Origin of the sequence: Stenotrophomonas sp. SPM (assembly GCF_003105135.1) — a bacterium.
Lineage (GTDB): Bacteria > Pseudomonadota > Gammaproteobacteria > Xanthomonadales > Xanthomonadaceae > Stenotrophomonas.
Map to the genome: position 1 here is coordinate 21,188 of NZ_QETL01000014.1, position 20,441 is coordinate 41,628.

Sequence of the window (20,441 nt, forward strand, 5' to 3'; positions counted from 1 at the left end):
AGGCCTGCGCGGCGGTGTCACGACCACGTTACACTCTGGTGACTCCCCTTCCTGCCGTGGTATTGCCGTGAATCCGATGCGTGTGTTGCTGCTGTCGTCCTGCCTCTTTGTCGGGGGCCTGGCCCATGCGGCCAACGACCTGCCCGGTGGCGGCATCGATCCGCAGGCACTGTCGCGCCACGTGCAGGTGCTCGCGTCGGACGAATTCGAAGGCCGCGCACCGGCCAGCGAAGGCGAAGAGCGTACCGTGCAGTACCTGATCGAGCAGTTCCGCAGCTACGGCCTGCAGCCCGGCGGCCCCGATGGCAGCTGGGTGCAGCAGGTGCCGCTGGTGCGTGCGCAGCTGGACGGCCCGGCCAAGGCCAGCCTGCAGCTGAAGAAGGGCAAGCGCACGCTGGCCAATGGCGTGGACGTGACCCTGCAGAGCCTGCAGCCGCGCAAGCGCGTGCAGATCAACAACGCACCGCTGGTGTTCGTCGGCTACGGCATCGACGCACCGGAGCGCCACTGGAACGATTACAAGGACGTGGACCTGCACGGCAAGATCGCCGTGGTGCTGATCAACGACGCCGACTTCGAGGCCGATGCACCGGGTGCATTCGATGGCAAGGCGGTGACCTACTACGGCCGCTGGACCTACAAGTTCGAGGAAGCCGCGCGCCGCGGTGCCGAGGGCGTGCTGATCGTGCACGAGACCGCGCCGGCCGCCTACGGCTGGGCCACGGTGAAGAGCTCGGGCACCTCGCCGCTGTTCGACATCGAGCGCGGCCAGGCCGAAGCGATGGCCCAGCACACGCCGCTGCGTGGCTGGATGCAGCGCGAGCTGGCCGAGGCGATCTTCGCCGACGCAGGCCTGGATTTCGACGCCGAGAAGCGCAAGGCCATGCAGGCCGACTTCCGTCCGGTGGTGCTGGACAACGCGAAGCTGAGCGTGGATTTCGCGATCAAGCGCGAGCCGGTGGTGACCCGCAACGTGGTGGCCAAGCTGCCCGGTGGCGAGCATGGCGATGAGGCCGTGATCTTCTCCGCGCACTGGGATGCCTTCGGTATCGGCCAGCCCGATGCCAAGGGTGACCGAATCCGCCATGGCGCCATCGACAACGCCACCGGCGTGGCCACCGTGCTGGAACTGGGCCGCGTGTTCGCCGCCGGCCCGCAGCCGCAGCGCAGCCTGTACTTCGTCGCCCTGACGGCCGAAGAGAAGGGCCTGCTGGGTGCCAGCTACTATGCCGCACACCCGCTGGCACCGCTGGAAAAGACCGCTGCCGTGCTGAACATCGAAATGTTCAGCCCGGATGGCGCGACCCGCGACATCGCCTCGTGGGGCAAGGGCCGGGTGTCGCTGGAAGGCGACCTGGAGCGCGTGGCCAAGGCCCGTGGCCGCAGCTACAGCCCCGACCCGAACCTGGAAGCGGGCTTCTTCTACCGCGCTGATCACTTCGCCTTCGCCCGCCTGGGCGTGCCGGCCATCACCATCGGCCCGGGCCTGGACAAGCTGGACGGCGGGGTCCAGGCCGGCCGCGCGCTGCGCGAGAAGTACTTCGCCGACTGCTACCACCAGGCCTGCGACGCCTGGACCCCGAGCTGGGACCCGGCCGGCCACGCCGCCGACACCCTGCTGGTCTACGACCTGGGCGCCGAACTGGCCAACAGCCGCCGCTGGCCGCAGTGGGAGAAGGAGTCGGAATTCCACGGCGCCCGCGAAAAGAGCGACGCCGCCCGCCGTTGAAGGTCGTGCCGGCCGCTGGCTGGCGACCTCATGAACCTTCGGAAGCAATGCGGAGTTGCCGGCCAGCGGCCGGCACGACCGTGTTTTCGTCAGCGCCGGCGCAGCAGCTTCCACGTGCCCCAGCCACTGGCGGCGAGCACGGCCAGATAGCACACCACCATCGTGCGCAGGCCCACCGGAGAGCCCGGACTGATGCCGCGATGCAGGCGCAGCTGCATCGAGCTGTGGCCACTGCCCAGATCCACTGTCATCTGTAGCGCCACCGCGGCACCGACCATCAGCAGCGCCACCCCGAAGCCGATGCGCGGCCACGACGCCTGCGCGCTGGGGCGGCGCAGCAGCCACGCCAGTGCTGTGGCTGCGGCGAGCACCACCGCGATCCACATCAGCGGCGACGCCGGAGACGCAGCAGCCACCGGCATTGCACCGGTGGCTGCGATCAGTACGACGCCCTTACTTGCGGGTGCCGTCGAGCCAGTTCGGGCCCTTGTTCGTGAGGAAGAAGACATAGACCACCAACGATACCGCGATCGTGGCGGTGACGTAGATGGCGAACCAGTCGACGTGGCCGGTCTTCAGCGCGCCTTGGTACAGCAGCGGGGCGGTACCGCCGAACAGCGAATTGGCCAGCGCATAGCCCAGGCCCACGCCCAGTGCACGGATATGGGTGGGGAACAGTTCTGCCTTCACCACCGCGTTGATGGACGTGTAGCCGGTGAGGATGACAAAGCCCAGCGCCAGGGTCAGGAAGGCGAGGGTGGCATCGTGCTGGTGCGGCAGCTGGGTGATCAGGTACCAGCTGTACAGCACGCCGCCCACGCCGAAGAACACCAGCAGGCTCTTGCGGCCGATGATGTCCGACAGCCAGCCGCCGACCGGCTGCAGCACCATCAGGAACGTCAGTACGCCGAGGTTGACCAGGGTGGCGGTCATCGGATCATCCGCGGCAAACGCGCTCTGGATCATCTTCGGGCCGTTCACCGAGTAGGTGTAGAAGGCAATCGTGCCGCCGGCGGTGATCAGGAAGCACAGCAGCAGCGGGCGCCACTGGTGCACGATCAGTTCGTACATCGAACCGGACTTCTTCGCCTTGCCTTCGCGCGCGGCCTCGATCGACGATTCTTCCATCGTCTCGTCCATGCCCCGGCGCAGCCAGAACACCACGACCGCGGCGACGCCACCGATGCCGAAGGCGATGCGCCAGCCGAACTCGGAAATTTCCGGCTTGCCCCAGACATTCAGCATCAGGAACAGGGTGAGCTGCGCCAGCACGTGGCCACCAACCAGGGTGACGTAGTGGAACGAGGACAGGAAGCCTCGGCGGCCGGGAATGGCGGCCTCGGACATGTAGGTGGCGCTGGCGCCGTACTCGCCGCCGGTGGCGAAGCCCTGCAGCAGGCGCGCGAACAGCAGGATGATCGCCGCCCAGATGCCGATGCTGGCCGCGGTGGGCGTGATGGCGATGAGGAAGGAGCAGACGGCCATCAGGGTGACCGACACGGTGAGCGCCAGGCGACGGCCGTGGCGATCGGCGAAGCGGCCGAAGAACCAGGCACCGATCGGGCGCATCAGGAACGTGGCGGCGAAGATCGCCCACACGTACATGGTGGAGTTCTTGTCTTCGGGCGAGAAGAACTGCGATTCGAAGTACACGGCGAACACCGAGTACACGTAGACGTCATACCACTCCACCAGGTTGCCGGCGGAGCCTTTGAGGGTATTGGAGATCGAGCGGCGCAGCGCGGCGCCGTTGGTGCTGGGGACAGCAGGTTGGGACGTGGTGCTCATCTGGGTGAGGATCCTCGATGCGGTGCTTCCATGCGGGAAAGATCGGTGCCAGGGGCGCGCGTGGGGCGCTGCCAGCCAGCCTCCTAGGTACTGCATCCCACGTCAACGCCGGGTGCCGGAGGGGCGGGCAGGGCATGGGGACCGCACAGGGTGACAGCGGCCTGCAGGGCAAACCATAGCTAGATCGTCGTACGCGATGTCGTGCGCTGCGTGTTCAGTAAAGCCCTGCAAGGCCTGCGCGACTGCCCAAAGCGGGGTTGCTCCGTCACCCGAACCTTCTAGAATCCCTTTTCCCCTGCCTGCTGGTGCGTCATGTCGGCTTCCCCTGTTCCTTCTGCGGCTGCCCCCCGGGGGGGCCTTGTCGCGCTGGCCTTGCTGCTGGTCTACGTGGTCTGGGGCTCGACCTACCTCGGCATCGCCAAGGCCCTGCACGGCGGCGCGCTGCCGCTCACCATGGTCTCCGGCAGCCGCTTCATCATCGCCGGCGGCCTGATGTACCTGGCCCTGCGCCTGTTCTGGAAGATGCCGCGGCCGAGCCTGCGGCAGTGGCGCAACCTGATCATCATGGGCGTGACCATGCTGGTGCTGGGCAACGGCATGGTGGTGCTGGCCGAGCGCGAAGTGTCTTCCGGCCTGGCCGCGACGGCGGTGGCTTCGGTGCCGTTGTGGATGGCGCTGTTCTCAGCGCTGCGCGGCCAGCACGCCAGCCGCGGCGAATGGCTGGGCATCGCGGTCGGTTTCATCGGCGTGGTCTGGCTCAATGCCGGCAGCAGCCTGACCGCCTCGCCCACCGGGCTGGTACTGCTGCTGATCGCACCGGTCGGCTGGGCGTTCGGTTCGGTGTGGGCGCGCGGCCTGGACCTGCCTGGTCCGTTCATGACCGCGGCCGGGCAGATGATCTGCGGTGGTGTGCTGCTGGTGCTGATCGGTCTCGCGGTGGGCGAACGTCCGACCACGCTGCCCGACACCGGCGGCCTGCTGGCCATGGCCTACCTGTGCGTGTTCGGTTCCATCGTGGCCTTCACCGCCTATGTCTGGCTGCTGCACAACGTGCGCCCGGCGCTGGCCGGCAGCTACGCCTACGTCAACCCGGTCATTGCGGTGCTGCTGGGCGCAGCTCTCAATGGCGAGCAGTTCGGCTGGCGCGATTTCCTGGCCATGGCGGTCATCCTGCTGGGCGTGGTGGTGCTGACCATGGCCAGGACGCGAAAGAAATGAGCATGAGGAAGTGAGCATGGACGAGCAGGAACAACGCCGCGGGCTGCTGGTCACCGCGTCCACCTTCGTGCTGTGGGGGCTGGTGCCGGTGTACTGGCATCTGCTCAACGAGGTGCCGTCGTTCCAGATCATTGCCCACCGCATCATCTGGTCCACGGTGCTGGTGGTGGCGTGGCTGCTGCTGAGTGCGCGCCTGGGCTGGTGGCGGAAGATCGCCGCGCAGCCGCGCGCGCTGCCGATCCTGGCGGTATCCAGCCTGACCATTGCCTTCAACTGGGGCCTGTACATCTGGGCGGTCAATGCCGGGCATGTGATCGAAACCAGCCTCGGCTACTTCATCAACCCGCTGGTGAACGTGCTGCTGGGCGTGCTGGTGCTGAAGGAGCGCCTGCGCCGCGTGCAGTGGATCGCGGTGGGCATGGCCGCGGTAGGCGTGGCCTGGTTGACCATCGATGCCGGCACGCCGCCGTGGATCGCGCTGGGCCTGGCGTGTTCGTTCGGCCTGTACGGGCTGCTGCGCAAGCTGGTGTCGGTCGATCCGGTGGCCGGGCTGGGTGTGGAGAGCCTGTACCTGTTCATGCCTGCGCTGGCATTTGCGGTGTGGGCCGAGAATGGCCATGGCGGTGCGTTCTTCCACGGCTGGGGCTGGCGCAACGATCTGCTGCTGGTGTTCGGTGGCGTGGTCACGGCCGTGCCGCTGATCGGCTTCGCGTACGGAGTGAAGCGCATTCCGCTGTCGCTGGTCGGCATCCTGCAGTACATCGCACCGAGTCTGCAGCTGCTGCTGGGCGTGTTCTTCTTCCACGAGGCGTTCGACACCGGCAAGGCGATTGGTTTTGCGGTGATCTGGGCCGCACTGGTCCTGTTCGTCGGCGAAAACGTGCGGGCGATGCGGGCGGCGAGGGGTCGGATCCCTCCGCAACGCGGAGGGCTCTGACCCCGGTTCCGGCAAAAAAGAACGGCGCCCCGGGGGGCGCCGTTCTGCTTCCATCTCCGGCCAGGAGAGAGTTGGCCGGAACGGGAACGCGGTTGCAGGCTTAGAAGCGCTGCTGGTACTTCATGTACATGAAACGACCGATGTCGAAGCCGCCGTAGTAGACGAAGCTGCTGTTCGGCTGGCTGTACATGATCGGACCCTGGTGGTCGAACACGTTGTTCAGGCCCAGCGAAACGGTGCCATCCCACGGCAGGGCGTAACGCACCTGCAGGTCGTGGAAGGTGTTCGAACCCACCTTGTTGGTCGGCGAGGCATCGGTGTAGGCCGAGCTGAAGCCCGGCAGGTTGCACTCGTCCATGTAGGAACACTTCTCCTTCATGCTGGAGTAGTAGCGCGCGGTCCAGCCGATGCCCAGGTTGCCGTACTGCCAGTCCAGGTTGAAGGTCGAGCGCACGCGGAAGTTGCCGCCCCAGCTGGTCAGCTGTTCCACCGGCGTGGTGACGGCGTTGTCGTTACGCTGCTCCAGGTAGTCGGTGTAGGTCGTGTTCCAGGTGACGGCGAACTTGCCGAACGTGGTTTCCGGCAGGCGGTAGCGCGCGCTGATGTCATAGCCGGCGGTTTCGCGGTAGCCGGCGTTGACCAGCGAGCGGTCCAGCGCGTTGACCTGGCCGTTGCTGCCGCGGGTGAAGCGACCGCAGGCCGCGTCCGAACCCTGCACGTAGCACTGTTCCAGGATGCTGGTGGCCGACTCGCCGACGATGGCGTTGTCGATGCGGATCTTCCACCAGTCCAGGCTGACGTCCAGGCCCTGCACGAAGTCCGGGCTATAGACCAGGCCGACGGTCCAGGTCTTGGCGGTTTCCGGCTTCAGCTCCGGGTTGGAACCCGAGCTGAAATCGGTGGTGGCCTGCTGGCCCGGCTTGCTGGCCACGCTGCCGTCGCTGTTGAGCTGGCGGAAGTTGGCCGGCACGTTCAGGGCCTTGCAGCGTGCGGCAACCGCGGCGCTGGTGGCGGCGGTGCCGAACGAGGTATCGCACGGGTCGGTGAACGAGTCACGGCTGCTGACGGTGCCGCCGTACAGGTCGTCCACGGTCGGCGCACGGAAGCCGGTGCCGTAGGTGGCGCGCACCAGCAGGCTGTCGATCGGCTTCCACTTCACGCCGAACTTGCTGTTGGTGGTCGACCCGAAGTTGTTGTAATCCGAGTAACGACCGGCCACGTCCAGCGACAGCTCACGGGCGAACGCCATGTCGGCCAGCAGCGGCACCTGCAGTTCCAGGTAGACCTCGTTGAGCGAGTAGTCGCCCTGGGTCGGCTTGCCGCTGGTGCCGGCGATCTGGCCGTTCTGCACCATCAGGTCCGGGGTGTAGCGTGCTTCTTCGGTGCGGTGCTCGAAGCCCATCGCGGCCAGCACGTCGCCGGCCGGCAGGGTGAACAGCGAGCCGGAGATGTTGGCGCTGGCCACCTTGGTGGTGGTCTGGCTCTTGTCCACGAAGCGGGCGAACAGGTAGTCCTGCACGTCCTGGTTGCTCAGCGAGCCCGGACCGGTGTAGCCCATCGGCGCCGCGGGATTCCACGGCACGCAGCCGGCGATCACCGCATCGGTGGTACCGCAGTAGGCCACGCCATCCTTGATGAAGGACGGGCCGACGGCGAGGTTGACGTTCGGCTGGTACATGCTGCCGGTGCCGATGCGCTCGCCTTCATTGCGGTTGTAGGTGTAGTTGACGTTCCAGTCCCAGTAGCGCGAACCGGTGTCGAAGCTGCCTTCCAGACCGAGGCTGCCGCGCTTGGTCTCCATGTTGTTCTCGGTGCCACGCAGCATTTCTTCGGTGCGGTGCGAGAACAGCACGTCCTGGCCCCACAGGTTGAATGCGCTGTCCCTGGAGAGGGCGGCGCGGGTCCCGTTGCGCGCCTGTGCGGCAGTCACCGAGTACGGGTAACCGGCCAGGTGCTTGCTCGATTCGCGCTTGCTGTACAGCGCATCGGCAACCAGACGCAGGTTGTCGGTGATCGAGAATCCACCGTTGGCGAACACCGAAGTGCGCTCCAGGCCGGTCAGCAGGCTCATGTTGGTCTTGGTGTTGGCACCATCGGCCGGGTTCAGCGTGTGGAAGTTGGCTGCATCGGTCGGGTCGCCGCCCGGGCCGACGGTCACCGGCTTGCCGCCGACGGTGACGCTGCCCCACGGCGTGGTGCCGTTGAGGCCATCGTTCGGATGACGCGGGCCGTTGACGTAGCGGGTGAACTCACGTGCGCCGCCCATCACTTCGTCTTCCTTGGTGCGCTCGGCACCCACGCTGAACCAGCCGCGGTCGAAGGTCTTGCCGAAGGTGGCGCTGTAGGAGCGCTTCTGGCCGTCACCTTCGCCGTACTGGCCGACGTAGACGCTGGCTTCGCCACCGTCGAAATTCTTGCGGGTGATGATGTTGACCACGCCGGCGATGGCGTCCGAGCCGTACAGCGCCGACGCACCGTCGGTCAGTACTTCGACGCGCTCGACGATGGCCGAGGGAATCGAGGCCAGGTCGGAATAACCACCGGCGCTGACGCCCATGCGGCGGCCGTCGATCAGCACCAGGCTGCGTTCCGGGCCCAGGTTGCGCAGGCTGACATACATGCCACCGAAGTCGCGCGAGGAGGTCAGCGACGAAGCGCGGCTCATGCTCGGCGAACCGGCAGCGGTCACGTCCTGCAGGATGTCGGCGACGTTGACGTAGCCCTTCTTCTCGATCTCGGCGCGGTTGAGCGCGACCACCGGCTGGGCGGTCTCGACACTGGCCTGGCGGATGCGCGAGCCGGTGATTTCGATGCGATCGAGGTTGGTGGTGTTGTCGCCCGCATCCTGTGCGAGGGCGGGGGTGGTGCAGCTGGCGGCCAGCGCGATGACGATCGCGTTGCGCAGCGGGGTGGTCTTCAGGGACATCCGTGAAATCTCGTGTTTCAGAAAAAAACATGCGCCCGTTCTATGGGCGCGTGGGGTACTGCAAACCAACGTGGGGGGCGGGATTCTAGAGTGTTTTCATTCGTAACTGTTTGTCCCGGCGTGTTACATCGCGCCGAACATGAATCGCAACCAACAATCCACAGGGGTGCTGTGCGCAGCGTCACGCTCGGGGTGTGTTCGATGCGCAGAGGCATCGATAACGGCGGTAGTCGCGCGATCTGTAATGCACGGAGTGTGCGAACGTTCATCCACGTGTGGCGTGGATGACGCGCCCAAAAAAAGGGCGAAGCCTTTGCTTCGCCCTCCACATGCATCACTCCACCCACCGGCGCGTTGATCAGGTCTCGCGCAACGCCGTGGTGATCGGCAGGCGCGCCGCGCGCAGTGCCGGGAACAGGCCACCGACCAGGCCGATGCCCAGTGCCCACTTCAGGCCATTCCACAGCAGCTCCGGCGACACGTGGAACTTGAACACCACCGCGCTGAAATTGCTGCCGATGGTGGACACGCTGTAACCGTTGAACAGCAGCCAGGCCACCGCGCAGCCCAGCAACCCGCCCAGCAGCGCCAGCAGCATGGTTTCCAGCATCACTGCAGTCACCACCGGCAGGCCGCGGAACCCGATCGCACGCATGGTGGCGATCTCGCGTGCACGCGTCGCGACCGCGGCGTACATGGTGTTGAGCGCACCAAACACCGCGCCCACCGCCATGATCGTGCCGATCACCTTGCCAAGGATGTCGATCAGCTTGGTCAGGCCGCCGCCCTGCTTGCTGTAGTACGCACGCGTGGTTTCCACGTCCAGCTTCAGGCGCGGATCGGCCGCCACGGCCGCCTTGAACTGTTCGAAGCCAGGCTTGCCATCGGTGCGCACGCTGATCGACTGCCACGCACTGCGCTGGTAGGTGGTGGCCAGCGTATCGGCATCGGTCCACATTTCCGAATCGTGCGCATCCCCCGAGGCGAACACACCGACCACGGTCCAGGCCTGGTTGCCCAGGGTCAGCGTCTTGCCGACATCCAGATTGCGGAACTGTCCCTGCGCACCCTGGCCGACCACGATCTCGCGCAGGCCGGTGCCGAACTTGCGGCCCTGCACGATCTTCACCTTGTCATGCACCGCCCACGCCTGTGGGCCGACGCCGCGGAACTGCGCGTTGACGTCGGTGCCGTCGGCCTTGGACACGAGGTTCACCACCTGTGACAGCTCCGGCGACAGCAGCGGCCGGCCTTCGCCATCGCGGCTGATGCCGGGCAGGGTGGACAGCATCGGCACCTGCTCGCGGGTGATGACCGAATTGGTCTCGGCCTGCGAACCGCCACGCAGCACGATGGCGGTGGTGTCATCGCCGGTGTTGTTGAGCGTGGCCTGGAAGCCCTCGCCCATGGCCAGCATCGCCACCAGCACGCCGACCACGCCGGCAATGCCCACCACGATCACCGAGGAGGCACCCCAGCGCTGCGGCAGGCTGGCGATGCCGATACGGGTGGCCGCCAGCGCCAGCCGCCCACTGCGGGTCAGCAGCAGCCACAGCGCCACCAGCAACGCCACGGCCAGCACACCCACCCACGGCAGGCCGATCCACAGCACCAGGCCCACCGCCAGCAGCAGCACGGTCAGCGCATTGCCCAACCACTTCTTGATCCTGTTCATCGGGAGTCCTCCTCAGCGGCCGGCCAGCGCATCGACGATCTTCAGGCGTTTGGCGCGCAGCGCGGGCAGCAGCCCGACCACGACGCCGATCACCACGATCAGGCCGATGCCCACCAGCCAGGTGGGGGTGGGTACGTGCGGTGGCAGCATGCCCAGGCTCTTCGGCGCGATCGCCGGCAGCACCAGTGCGGCCAGGCCCATGCCGATCAGGCCGCCGAGGCCGATCAGCAGCACCGACTCGACCATCACCAGCGTCAGCACGGTGCTGTCCTTGAAGCCCAGCGTCTTCAGCGTGGCCAGCTCGGGAATGCGCTCGCGCACGGCCTGGGCCATGGTGTTGCCGGTCAACAGCAGCAGGGTGAAGAACACCGCGCCCATGATCGAGGTGACGATCATGCCGATGTCCGCGAACTGCTTGACGAAGGCCTGCTGGAACGCCGATTCGGTCTGGGTCTTGGTCTCGTGGTCGGAGTTGGCCGAGATCGCATCGATGGCCTGCGCCACGCGGGAGGCATGGTCGGGGTTGTCCAGGGTGATCGTGTACCAGCTCACCTGGTTCTTGATGTAATCGTTGGATTCGTCGAAGTATTTCCAGTTCATCATCAGCTGGCGTTCTTCGTTGCTTGCCTGCGCGCGGTCCTTCGAGCGGAAGATGCCCTTCAGCTCCAGCGGCCAGTCATTGCTGCCGCCGCGCGGGAAGATCGTGGCCTGCAGCGGAATGGTGTCGCCGATCTTCCAGCCGAACTGGTTGGCCAGGGTCTCGCCGACGATGGCGCCGGTGCGGGTCTGCTTCCAGTCTTCCAGCTGCGCCGGGTCGATCTGCAGTTCGCGGTAGACGTCGAAGTAGTTGGGCGACACCGAGAAGTTCGGGAAGAAGTTCTTCGGGTCCTGGTAGATGCCGCCGAACCACATGCCATAGGCCACGTCGCGCACGCCATCGACCTGGCGGATCTGGGTTTCCAGGCGGATCGGCAGCGACTGGGTGATCGACAGGCGCGAGGCGGTGACCAGGCGGTTGGCACCTTCCACGCTGCCGCCGGAATTGAACGCCACGCGTACCGAATCGAGCATGCCGAACAGCAGGAACGCGGCGACCACCGAAAACAGGGTCAGCAGGGTCCGGGTGCGGCTGCGGAACAGCTGGGCCCAGACCAGGGAAAAGTATTTCATCGCCGGGGCCTCCGTCAGTGGGCCAGCGGGGCGTCGGCCAGCTCGCCCTTGTCCAGGTGCACCGTGTGGGTGGCGTACTCGGCGGCCTTCGGGTCATGGGTGACCATGATGATGGTCTTGCCGTGTTCGCGGTTGAGCTGCTGCAGCAGGCCCAGGATCTCCTCGGCCGATTGCCGGTCGAGGTCGCCGGTCGGTTCGTCGCAGATCAGGAAGGTCGGATCGGAGACGATGGCGCGGGCAATCGCCACGCGCTGCTGCTGGCCGCCGGACAGTTCGTTGGGGCGGTGGCTGCGGCGGTCGGCCAGGCCGACCAGGGTCAGCGCGATCTCGGCATTGCGCTTGCGCTGTGCGGCGCTGAGGTGGGTCAGCAGCAGCGGCAGCTCCACGTTCTTCTGCGCGGTCAGCATCGGCATCAGGTTATAGAACTGGAACACGAAGCCGACGTGGTGGCTGCGCCAGGTCGACAGCTGGCCGCCACTCATCTGGTCGATGCGCTCGCCTTCGATGCTGATCTCGCCGCCACTGGGGTTGTCCAGGCCGCCGATCAGGTTGAGCAGGGTGGTCTTGCCCGAACCGGACGGGCCCATCAGCGCGACGAAGTCGCCGCTGGCGATGTCCAGGTCGATGCCATGCAGCACCTTCACTTTTTCCGGGCCGCGTTGGTAGGTCTTGGTGATGTTGCGCAGTGAAACCAGGGTCGACATCGGGGCTCTCCACGAAAGGTGGGACACGGGAACGCGCGCCGGCCACGGGCCGGAGGGCATGCATCGAACGGTGCTGCCGGCGGCGCCACGCGGGCGCCAAGCCGTTACTGCGCTTGTTTCAGTCGAACCCTGGCGCCATCGCGCAGGGTGTCCGGTGGGCTGACCACCACGCTTTCACCCGCACTCACGCCCTTCAGCAGCTGGCGGTCCTTGCCCATTGCCTGGCCGGCCTGCACGGGGCGCTGCTGCACGCGGTCGGCATCGCCCAGCACGAAGGCCACGCTGGCACCGTCGCGCTCGACCACCGCCGTGGCTGGCACGCGCACGCCCTGCGGCGTGTTGGCGGTGGCCTGCGGCTGCGCCTGTTCCAGGAAACTGACCCGCACGCCCATCTCCGGCACGATGCGCGGGTCCTTCACCTTCAGCGCCACGCGCACCTTCACTGTGGCCTTGCCACGGTCGGCGGTGGGAATGATGGCGATCACCTCGCCGGGAATCTTCCACTCCGGGTAGGCGTTGAGCGTAGCTTCCACCGGCATCTTCGGCTGCACGCGGCCGATGAAGGCTTCGCCCACTTCCACTTCGATCTCCAGCGACTCCATGTCGACGATGGTGCCGATGCCGGTACGGGTGAAGCCGCCGCCGGCCGACAGCGGCGAGACGATCTCGCCCGGCTGCGCGGCCTTGGCGGTGACCACGCCGGAGAACGGCGCGCGCACGATGTTGTTGTCCACGCCGAGGTCGGCGATGGCGAGCTGGTCGCTGGCTACCTTGACGTTGCGTTGGGCGGTATCGAGCTGCGCGCGGATGCTGTCACGCTGGGCCACGGCCTGGTCGTACTGCGAACGCGAGACCAGCTGCTGGCCGACCAGCGCCTGCAGGCGGCTGGCTTCGGCGGCGGCCTGGCGCTGCTGCGCCTGCAGGCCGGCCACCTGTGCACGTGCGGCCTGCACCTGCGAGGCGGAGAGGCTGCGCTGTGCATCGGCATCGATCGGGTCCAGCGTGGCCATGACCTGGCCGGCCTCCACCCGCATGCCTTCCTCGATCATCACTTCGCGCACCTTGCCGGTGATTTTGGCCGACACCGTGGCCATGCGCCGGGCCACCACGTAGCCGCTGGCATCGAGCACCGAGCTGCTGGCACTGCCCTGCTGGATCGCCACTGCCGGTGCGGTTTCCACCTCCATCGTCGGCGTGCGGCCGAACAGGAAGAAGGCACCGCCGGCCAACAGCAGCACGATCACCACCAACGCGATCCACAGCCAGCGGCGGCCGCCCGGGCCATTCCCGGAGGACGGCGGCGGGTTCTTGCGGTCGATACGGAGTTCCTTCAACAGCTCGGCAGAAGCGTTCATTGCGTTCCATCACAGGCGTTCGGGCGGAGTGGCCGGAAGGGCGACAGCAGCGGTTCCGGTGGCAAAGCGTGCGGCACAGCATGCAGGTGGCACGGGGCGGGATGGCAGTGACAGCTGTCACCCGATGTAGCTGACGGCGGCCACTGCGAAACGTGACCGGGGCAGCACAGGATGGCAACGTCCCCGCTACCGGTACCGCACCCATGGATCCGACCGCAGCTCCCACTACGGCCCCGCTGGCCCGCCTGCACCAGGTGCAGGTGCATTACGCCGGCCATGCCGCACTGCAGGGCATCGACCTGCAGGTGCGTGCCGGCCAGGTCCTGGCCCTGCTGGGCCGCAACGGTGCTGGCAAGAGTACCGCGATCAGCGTGCTGCTGGGCCTGCGCCGCGCCGATGCCGGGCAGGTCGAACTGCTCGGCGGTGATCCGCAGCAGCGCGCCAGCCGCGTGGGGCTGGGCGTGATGCTGCAGAGCACCAGCCTGCCGCCGATGCTGCAGGTGGATGAACTGGTGGCGCAGGCCAGCGCCTGCTATCCCGATCCGATGCCGCTGGCCGAGGTCCTGCAGCGCGCCGGCCTGCAGGATCTGGCCCGCCGCCGCTATGGGCAGCTGTCCGGTGGCCAGCAGCGCACGGTGCAGTTCGCCATCGCGCTGTGTGGGCGCCCGCGTGTGCTGTTCCTCGATGAGCCCACCACCGGCCTGGACATCCAGGCGCGGCAGGTGATGTGGCAGGCGATCCGGCAGCTGGTGGCCGAAGGCTGCGGCGTGCTGCTGACCACCCACTACCTGGAGGAGGCCGAAGCCCTGGCGCAGCAGGTGGTGGTGTTGGAACAGGGCCGCGTGCTGGCCGATGCGCCGCTGGCCGAGCTGCGCCTGGCCGACCGGCCGCGGCGCATCCGCTGCCGCAGCAGCCTGGCGGTGGAAGAAGTGCAGCACTGGCCGGGCGTGCAGCAGGTGCAGCGCGACGGTGCGTACCTGCAGCTGCTGGCCAGCCCGGCCGAACCGGTGGTGGCGCGCCTGCTGGCCGCCGATGCACGACTGCAGGAACTGGAAGTACAGGGCGCGGCATTGGCCGACGCCTTCCTCGACATGACCCGGGAGGCCGCATGAACACCGTGACCCGTACCCTCGCCGCGCCGCGCGCCTCCGTGCGTGCCGCCCTGCGCCCCTACATCGCCGAGCAGCAGGCCGAGCTGCGCCGGGCCTGGCGCACTCCGGCCTTCGCGGTGCCCTCGCTGCTGTTCCCGGTGCTGTTCTACCTGTTGTTCGGCGTGCTGCTGGGGCGTGGCCACGCGCCGCTGTACCTGCTGGCCACCTACTGCGTGTTCGGCGCGATGGCGCCGGCCCTGTTCGGCTTCGGCGTGCAGCTGGCACTCGACCGCGAAGGCGGCCTGCTGACCCTCAAGCGCGCGCTGCCGATGCCGGCGGCGGCACCGTTGCTCGCACGGCTGGCGATGGCGGTGATGTTCGCGCTGCTGGTGGCGGGCCTGCTGGTCACCGCGGCCAGTACCCTGGGCGGCGTGCATCTGCAGGTGCAGCAGATCCTGCAGCTGCTGGCCGTGGCCGCACTGGCGGCCCTGCCGCTGGGCGCCATCGGCCAGCTGATCGGCAGCCATGTCAGTGCCAGCGCGGCCCCGGCAATGGTCAACCTGGTGTACCTGCCGCTGGCCCTGCTCTCGGGCCTGTGGCTGCCGCTGGCGGCGCTGCCCAAGCTGTTCTCGACGATGGCGCCGCTGTGGCCGACCTGGCACCTGGCGCAGCTGGCGCTGCCGGTGGTCGGGCTGCCTGCGGCAGGCAGCCTCGCCGGGCATCTGCTGGTGCTCCTGGGCGTGACCGTGGTGGCACTGCTGCTGGCGCGTCGCCGCCTGCGCCGGGTCGGCTGAACTGGCATGATCGGCAGCGAACGTCCCCGCCTGGATCCGCCCGTGCCGTCGAGCTGGCTTGCCTCCCTGCTGCGCCCCGCGCCGGATTCGGCCGTGGCCGACCAGTTGCGGCGCGGCAAATCCCCGTGGAGCGGTGCGATCCACCTGCTGTGGTCGGTGTGGATCTTCCTGACGCCCGCGCTGGGCAATGGCTTCACCCTGCGCTGGTTGTTCCTCACCCTGGCCAGCTATCCGCTGTTCCTGTTCCTGTATGCACGGGTGATGCTGGCGCCGCGCCACCACGGCCCGCGTTATGCGCTGGCGATGGTCGCGCTGTCGCTGGTGCTGCTGCCCTGGTACCCGTCCGGCCTGAGCTACTTCGTGTTCGGCTGCGTGCTGATGCGCATGAGCGGCCGCAGCGGCTGGTGGATGTACCTGCTGCAGCTGAGCGGATTGAACATCGTGTTCTGCTCGGCCGCGCTGTACTTCGGCTACCCGTGGCAGGCGCTGGTGTGGATGCCGGCGGTGTCCTTCATCGTCGGCCTCGTGGTGAACGTGGAGGCATTGAGCCAGCAGCGCGATGTGGCCCTGCAGCTGTCGCAGGAGGAAGTGCGGCGGCTGGCGACCACGGCCGAGCGCGAGCGCATCGGCCGTGACCTGCACGATCTGCTCGGCCACACGCTGTCGCTGATCACGCTGAAGCTGGAACTGGCGCGCAAGCTGTACGACCGCGATGACGCGCGTGCGCGGCAGGAGATCGGCGAGGTCGAGGCCATCGCCCGCGAGGCACTGGCGCAGGTGCGCAGTGCGGTCACCGGTATACGCGCCAGCGATCTGGCCGGCGAGCTGGCCTCGGCGCGGCTGCTGCTGGAATGCCAGCAGGTGCACCTGCACTACACGGTGCCACCACCGATGCCGGTGGAGGTGGAGCGCGGCCTGGCCCTGGTGCTGCGCGAGGCGGCCACCAATATCGTGCGCCATGCGCAGGCGACCCAGGCGCGGGTGGAATTCATGCAGGAAGGACGGCAGCTGGTGATGCAGATACGCGATGACGGACGGGGCGGCCTGCAGGCCGAAGGCAATGGCCTGTGCGGCATGCGCGAGCGCGTGGCCGCGCTGGGCGGCCAGCTGCAGGTGCAGTCGGGCAGGGGCGAGGGCACCGTGTTGAGCGTGCGCGTATCGTTGGCAGCCGCCACGACACCGGTCCCGTCGGCCTCGCTGGCACAGGACGGTGCGGCATGATCCGCATCCTGCTGGCCGAGGACCAGGCCATGGTGCGCGGCGCGCTGTCGGCGCTGCTAAGCCTGGAGCCGGACATCGAGGTGCTGGGCAGCGCCGCCGATGGCGAAACCGCCTGGCGCATGCTACAGCAGCTGCAGCCGGACATCCTGGTGACCGACATCGAGATGCCCGGCCTGACCGGCCTCGAGCTGGCCCAGCGCATCGCCCGCCACGAACTGCCGATCAAGGTCGTCATCGTGACCACCTTCGCCCGCGCCGGTTTCCTGCGCCGCGCGCTGGAAGCGGGGGTGCTGGGCTATCTGTTGAAGGATGCCCCGGCAGAGAATCTCGCCGAAGCGCTGCGCAAGGTGCAGCAGGGCATCCGTGCGATCGACCCGCAGCTGGCGATGGACGCCTGGTCGCAGGCCGATCCACTGACCGACCGCGAGCGCCGCGTGCTGCGCCTGGCCGGTGAGGGCCGCACTGCCAGCGAGATTGCCGAGCAGCTGGGGCTGTCGCACGGCACGGTGCGCAATTACCTGTCCGAATGCATCGGCAAGCTGGGCGTGGCCAACCGCATCGAGGCGTACCGGCTGGCCCGGCAGAAGGGCTGGTTGTAGAGCCGAGCCCATGCTCGGCTGCTGTTCGTCGCTGCGCGCCGCCGCCCGAGCATGGGCTCGGGCGCTACCGATTGCCGGCCCTGCTCAATCCTTCCCGCGCGCCATCGCCTGGAACACGCCATCGCGGCGCACCCACAGGTGGAACAGCGCCGCGCCCACGTGCATCAGCACCGTGGCGAACAACACATACGCCAGCAGGCTGTGCGCGTTGCGCAGGGCGGCATACAGCGCCGGGGTGTGCGGCACGATCGGCGGCAGGTGCAGGCCGCCCCACAGGGTGATCGGGTAGCCGCCGGCCGACAGCATCGCCCAGCCGATCAGCGGCATCGCCAGCATCAGCCCGTACAGCATCCAGTGCGATGCCTTCGCCGCCAGCGCCTGCCACACCGGCAGGTCGGCCGGCAGCGGTGGCGGGCGGTGGCGCAGGCGGTTGTACAGTCGCAGCAGCACCAGCACGAGGATGGCGATGCCCAGCGGGCGGTGCAGGTCGATCAGCATCGGCCGCAGGTGCAGCGAGGCGACCATGGTCACGCCGACGAACAGCATGGCCAGGATCATCACCGCCATGGTCCAGTGCAGGATGCGCGCGAGCAGGTTGAAGTGGCCGTTGCCGGTACTCATCGTGCGGCCTCCTTCTTCGGTTGTTCGACGTTGCCGGCGGCGCGCTCGCGTTCGCGGCGGTTGAAGGACTGCGAGTACACGGCCGAGCGTGCGGCCAGGATCGGGTCGTCACTGCCGTGCACGCCGCTGGGCAGGATCAACGGGTCGAAGTTGATCTGGCCGCAGGCGCCTTCCTCCTGCGACTGCATGCGGTCCAGGCTGAGCACGCCGGCCACTACCTGCTCGCGCGAGTCGGGCCACGGCGTCGACGGATCGTCGATGGCATCGCCGGGCGCGGCGGTGCTGACCATCAGGTTCCACTGCACCGGGCCCTTGGCCAGGCGCTGCTGCAGTTCCTGGCTGAGGAAATCGACGCTGGCCTGCTTGCGCGTTTCCGCATCCATCTCCACCACCGGCGCCAGCGGCTGCCAGCGCCAGCGCACCGCGCGCTTCTGTCCCTGCGCGTTGGTGAACCAGAAGCTGTTGACGCTGTTGTAGGTGGTATCGGCCCAGCTGCTGGTCCACGGCGCGGTCTTCGCCCATTGCTGGAAGGCCTGCGCACTGGGGTATCTGGCCAGCACGGCGGCCATCTTCTGCGGGTCGGGCTTGCCGGTGGCCGGATCGGGAATGGAGGCGCGGGTCTGCTCGTAGAACGCTTCGGCGTCGGGCACGGCGAAGAACGGGAAGCTGTTCATCGCCATGCGCCATTCCTGGCCGTCGTCGCTGACCATCTGCACCGCCATGCTGCGCACGCGCGCGGTGTTGTCGGCGCCGTACGGGTCGCCGCCACCGATCGACAGGCGGCCCATCACCGGCACGCGCGCCTGCGAGAACACCCGCGCGCTGGACAGGGTGGGCGCCTGCGCGCTGGGTTTGAACCAGCCGCTCACGCAGATGCCCTTGCTGTGCGCACGGCGGAAGCCTGGATGGGCCGGGCCGGTGGCTTCGATGGTGTCGGTGAAACGCTGCGCGGTAAGGCGGTTGCCGATCCAGCCGGCCAGCCAGGCGAAGGCCAGCGCGGCGCCGCCCAGGATCAGGGCGATCAGGGCGATCCAGGGCAACGGGGAATGCGTGCGCGGTGCGCCGGGCGTCTGGCCGGCGCGGGTGTAGCGGAAGAGCGACATGGTCGGGTTCCTGCCTTCACGGATCGTGTGGGTGGTCGACCCGCACATCCTCGCAGAACCCGACCGGGGCCGAAATTCAATTTTTCGTCAGATTTGCCGGCCCCGGCAGGAGGACGCGCCGGGCAGGGCCCGGCGTCTCCATCAGGCGTAACGCGCCTTCAGCATCGCCCAGGCCGAACGCAGGGCCAGGGCCTCGCCACCGGCCGGACGGCCGGGGCGCTCGCCGTCGTTCCAAGCGTAGACGTCCAGGTGCGCCCAGCGCTGGTCGTTTTCCAGGAAACGCTCCAGGTACAGCGCGGCGGTCACCGAGCCGGCCATGCGCGAGCCGGCGTTGGCCAGGTCGGCCACGCCGCTGCTCAGGTAACGCAGGTACGGGCGCCACAGCGGCATGCGCCACACCGGGTCGCGGGTTTCATCGCCGGCCTGCAGCCACTGCTGGGCGACGGTGTCGTCGTTGCTGAACAGGGCCGGCAGGTCCGGGCCCAGCGCGATGCGGGCGGCACCGGTCAGGGTGGCGAAGTCCAGCACCAGGTCGGGCTTCTGCTCGCCGGCGAAGGTCAGCGCGTCGCACAGGACCAGGCGGCCTTCGGCGTCGGTGTTGTCGATCTCGACGCTCAGGCCCTTGCGCGTGGCGATGATCTCGCCCGGGCGGAAGGCATCGGGGCCGATCGCATTTTCCACCGCCGAAATCAGCAGGGTCAGGCGCACCGGCAGCTGCTGGGCCATCACCAGCCCGGCCAGGGCCAGCGCGTGGGCGGCACCGCCCATGTCCTTCTTCATGTTGCGCATGCCGTCGGCCGGCTTGATGTCCAGGCCGCCGGTATCGAAGCACACGCCCTTGCCGACCAGCGCCAGCGCCGGGTCGCTGTCCTTGCCCCAGCGCAGCACGATCAGGCGCGGCGCACGGTGCGAGGCACGGCCCACCGCATGGATGGCCGGGAAGTTCTGCTTCAGCAGTTCATCGCCGGTGATCGCTTCGACCTGCGCACCGTGGGCGTCAGCCAGCGCACGCGCGGCGTCTTCCAGCTGCTGCGGGCCCATGTCTTCGGTCGGGGTGTTGACCCAGTCGCGCACGCGCAGGCTGGCGGCGATCAGGTCGGCCACTTCCGCCGACGGGCTGGCCAGCAGCTGCGCCGGTGCACGGTTGCGCTTGCGGTAACGGTCGAAGCGGTAGCTGCCCAGGCCCCAGCCCAGCTGCAGCAGCGCCTGTTCGGCGGCCGGCAGCTCGGTGGCCAGCTGCCACACGCTGCCTTCGGGCAGGGCGTGCGGGGCATGCGCATAGGCGTAGGCATCGGCACGGTCGCCGACCCCGATCACTGCACCGGCCAGGCCGTCGGCGCCCGGCAGCAGGGCCACGCTGTGGCCGGCGGCGGTGAAGCCCTGTGCGTCCAGCCATGCCTGCTGGGCGGCCGGCTGGGCGGCCCTCCAGCTGGCGTACTGCTCGCGGTCCAGCACGTGCAGCGGCAGTGCGGCGGTGGCGGTGGCGGTGAAGCCGGTGATCTCGCTCATG

17 protein-coding genes are annotated in these 20,441 nt (G+C 68.0%); 7 read left to right on the forward strand and 10 right to left on the reverse strand.

Annotated features, from left to right (window positions below; all coding sequences use genetic code 11):
* The first annotated feature begins 76 nt into the window (after positions 1-76).
* Positions 77-1,729, forward strand: coding sequence for a M28 family metallopeptidase (locus tag DCO49_RS05540; protein ID WP_116863170.1), 1,653 nt, complete (start codon positions 77-79; stop codon positions 1,727-1,729).
* Between the two features lie 89 nt (positions 1,730-1,818).
* Here DCO49_RS05540 and DCO49_RS05545 read toward each other — a convergent pair whose 3' ends face one another.
* Together DCO49_RS05545 and DCO49_RS05550 are read right to left on the reverse strand one after the other, a co-directional pair.
* Positions 1,819-2,151 carry a hypothetical protein gene (locus DCO49_RS05545; protein ID WP_243402670.1) on the reverse strand — a complete coding sequence of 111 codons (333 nt, stop codon included), beginning with the start codon at positions 2,149-2,151 and terminating at the stop codon, positions 1,819-1,821.
* Positions 2,152-2,182: 31 nt separating this feature from the next.
* Positions 2,183-3,517, reverse strand: coding sequence for an MFS transporter (locus tag DCO49_RS05550; protein ID WP_116863171.1), 1,335 nt, complete (start codon positions 3,515-3,517; stop codon positions 2,183-2,185).
* Between the two features lie 312 nt (positions 3,518-3,829).
* Between DCO49_RS05550 and yedA the strand changes: the two genes are divergently transcribed.
* Both yedA and rarD read left to right on the forward strand, forming a co-directional pair.
* Positions 3,830-4,735, forward strand: a complete 906-nt coding sequence (yedA, locus tag DCO49_RS05555; RefSeq protein ID WP_116863172.1) for a drug/metabolite exporter YedA — start codon at positions 3,830-3,832, stop codon at positions 4,733-4,735.
* Positions 4,736-4,745: 10 nt separating this feature from the next.
* Positions 4,746-5,672, forward strand: coding sequence for an EamA family transporter RarD (rarD, locus tag DCO49_RS05560; protein WP_116863173.1), 927 nt, complete (start codon positions 4,746-4,748; stop codon positions 5,670-5,672).
* Between the two features lie 100 nt (positions 5,673-5,772).
* Here the strand turns inward: rarD and DCO49_RS05565 are convergent, their stop codons facing one another.
* The 5 genes from DCO49_RS05565 to DCO49_RS05585 all read right to left on the reverse strand — a co-directional run bounded on the left by DCO49_RS05565 (position 5,773) and on the right by DCO49_RS05585 (position 13,502).
* Positions 5,773-8,598 (reverse strand): TonB-dependent receptor, encoded by a 2,826-nt coding sequence (locus tag DCO49_RS05565; protein WP_116863174.1) that lies wholly within the window; start codon positions 8,596-8,598, stop codon positions 5,773-5,775.
* 358 nt (positions 8,599-8,956) lie between these two features.
* The gene (locus DCO49_RS05570; RefSeq protein WP_116863175.1) at positions 8,957-10,273 is read right to left on the reverse strand and encodes an ABC transporter permease; all 1,317 of its coding nucleotides are present in this window, start codon (positions 10,271-10,273) and stop codon (positions 8,957-8,959) included.
* Positions 10,274-10,285: 12 nt separating this feature from the next.
* Positions 10,286-11,443: an FtsX-like permease family protein gene (locus tag DCO49_RS05575; RefSeq protein WP_116863176.1), complete on the reverse strand. Its 1,158-nt coding sequence runs from the start codon at positions 11,441-11,443 to the stop codon at positions 10,286-10,288.
* A 14-nt stretch (positions 11,444-11,457) separates the two neighbouring features.
* Complete coding sequence (locus DCO49_RS05580; RefSeq protein WP_049480023.1) at positions 11,458-12,147, reverse strand: ABC transporter ATP-binding protein; 690 nt, start codon at positions 12,145-12,147, stop codon at positions 11,458-11,460.
* A 104-nt stretch (positions 12,148-12,251) separates the two neighbouring features.
* A complete protein-coding gene (locus DCO49_RS05585; protein WP_116863177.1) occupies positions 12,252-13,502 on the reverse strand; it encodes an efflux RND transporter periplasmic adaptor subunit in 1,251 nt (416 codons plus the stop codon).
* A gap of 203 nt (positions 13,503-13,705) precedes the next feature.
* On the opposite strand from DCO49_RS05585, the gene DCO49_RS05590 reads away from it, so the two are divergent.
* From DCO49_RS05590 to DCO49_RS05605, 4 genes are read left to right on the forward strand one after another with little or no spacing between them, the layout of a single operon-like run.
* Positions 13,706-14,614 (forward strand): ABC transporter ATP-binding protein, encoded by a 909-nt coding sequence (locus DCO49_RS05590; RefSeq protein WP_116863178.1) that lies wholly within the window; start codon positions 13,706-13,708, stop codon positions 14,612-14,614.
* Positions 14,611-15,387, forward strand: a complete 777-nt coding sequence (locus DCO49_RS05595; protein WP_116863179.1) for an ABC transporter permease — start codon at positions 14,611-14,613, stop codon at positions 15,385-15,387. Before DCO49_RS05590 ends, DCO49_RS05595 begins: the two co-directional genes overlap by 4 nt.
* A gap of 6 nt (positions 15,388-15,393) precedes the next feature.
* Positions 15,394-16,608: a sensor histidine kinase gene (locus tag DCO49_RS05600; protein ID WP_116863180.1), complete on the forward strand. Its 1,215-nt coding sequence runs from the start codon at positions 15,394-15,396 to the stop codon at positions 16,606-16,608.
* Entirely contained in the window at positions 16,605-17,207 is a 603-nt protein-coding gene (locus tag DCO49_RS05605; RefSeq protein WP_116863181.1) for a response regulator transcription factor, read from the forward strand. Before DCO49_RS05600 ends, DCO49_RS05605 begins: the two co-directional genes overlap by 4 nt.
* Before the next feature lie 84 nt (positions 17,208-17,291).
* On the opposite strand, the gene DCO49_RS05610 is transcribed toward DCO49_RS05605, so the two are convergent.
* The 3 genes from DCO49_RS05610 to DCO49_RS05620 all read right to left on the reverse strand — a co-directional run bounded on the left by DCO49_RS05610 (position 17,292) and on the right by DCO49_RS05620 (position 20,440).
* Positions 17,292-17,828, reverse strand: coding sequence for a cytochrome b (locus DCO49_RS05610; RefSeq protein WP_116863182.1), 537 nt, complete (start codon positions 17,826-17,828; stop codon positions 17,292-17,294).
* Positions 17,825-18,931, reverse strand: coding sequence for a catalase family peroxidase (locus DCO49_RS05615; RefSeq protein ID WP_116863183.1), 1,107 nt, complete (start codon positions 18,929-18,931; stop codon positions 17,825-17,827). The genes DCO49_RS05610 and DCO49_RS05615 overlap by 4 nt, the downstream gene beginning before the upstream one ends.
* Positions 18,932-19,072: 141 nt before the next feature.
* Positions 19,073-20,440: a M17 family metallopeptidase gene (locus tag DCO49_RS05620; protein ID WP_116863184.1), complete on the reverse strand. Its 1,368-nt coding sequence runs from the start codon at positions 20,438-20,440 to the stop codon at positions 19,073-19,075.
* Position 20,441 lies beyond the last annotated feature (1 nt).

What these genes read in the sequence shown, in the direction of transcription:
- DCO49_RS05605 (WP_116863181.1), top strand. Translation starts at nt 16,605, where the DNA reads ATGATCCGCATCCTGCTGGCCGAGGACCAGGCCATGGTGCGCGGCGCG.
- DCO49_RS05585 (WP_116863177.1), bottom strand. Translation starts at nt 13,502, where the DNA reads ATGAACGCTTCTGCCGAGCTGTTGAAGGAACTCCGTATCGACCGCAAG.
- DCO49_RS05565 (WP_116863174.1), bottom strand. Translation starts at nt 8,598, where the DNA reads ATGTCCCTGAAGACCACCCCGCTGCGCAACGCGATCGTCATCGCGCTG.
- DCO49_RS05550 (WP_116863171.1), bottom strand. Translation starts at nt 3,517, where the DNA reads ATGAGCACCACGTCCCAACCTGCTGTCCCCAGCACCAACGGCGCCGCG.
- yedA (WP_116863172.1), top strand. Translation starts at nt 3,830, where the DNA reads ATGTCGGCTTCCCCTGTTCCTTCTGCGGCTGCCCCCCGGGGGGGCCTT.
- DCO49_RS05545 (WP_243402670.1), bottom strand. Translation starts at nt 2,151, where the DNA reads ATGCCGGTGGCTGCTGCGTCTCCGGCGTCGCCGCTGATGTGGATCGCG.
- DCO49_RS05570 (WP_116863175.1), bottom strand. Translation starts at nt 10,273, where the DNA reads ATGAACAGGATCAAGAAGTGGTTGGGCAATGCGCTGACCGTGCTGCTG.
- DCO49_RS05590 (WP_116863178.1), top strand. Translation starts at nt 13,706, where the DNA reads ATGGATCCGACCGCAGCTCCCACTACGGCCCCGCTGGCCCGCCTGCAC.
- DCO49_RS05620 (WP_116863184.1), bottom strand. Translation starts at nt 20,440, where the DNA reads ATGAGCGAGATCACCGGCTTCACCGCCACCGCCACCGCCGCACTGCCG.
- DCO49_RS05615 (WP_116863183.1), bottom strand. Translation starts at nt 18,931, where the DNA reads ATGTCGCTCTTCCGCTACACCCGCGCCGGCCAGACGCCCGGCGCACCG.
- DCO49_RS05600 (WP_116863180.1), top strand. Translation starts at nt 15,394, where the DNA reads ATGATCGGCAGCGAACGTCCCCGCCTGGATCCGCCCGTGCCGTCGAGC.
- DCO49_RS05580 (WP_049480023.1), bottom strand. Translation starts at nt 12,147, where the DNA reads ATGTCGACCCTGGTTTCACTGCGCAACATCACCAAGACCTACCAACGC.
- DCO49_RS05575 (WP_116863176.1), bottom strand. Translation starts at nt 11,443, where the DNA reads ATGAAATACTTTTCCCTGGTCTGGGCCCAGCTGTTCCGCAGCCGCACC.
- DCO49_RS05595 (WP_116863179.1), top strand. Translation starts at nt 14,611, where the DNA reads ATGAACACCGTGACCCGTACCCTCGCCGCGCCGCGCGCCTCCGTGCGT.
- DCO49_RS05610 (WP_116863182.1), bottom strand. Translation starts at nt 17,828, where the DNA reads ATGAGTACCGGCAACGGCCACTTCAACCTGCTCGCGCGCATCCTGCAC.
- DCO49_RS05540 (WP_116863170.1), top strand. Translation starts at nt 77, where the DNA reads ATGCGTGTGTTGCTGCTGTCGTCCTGCCTCTTTGTCGGGGGCCTGGCC.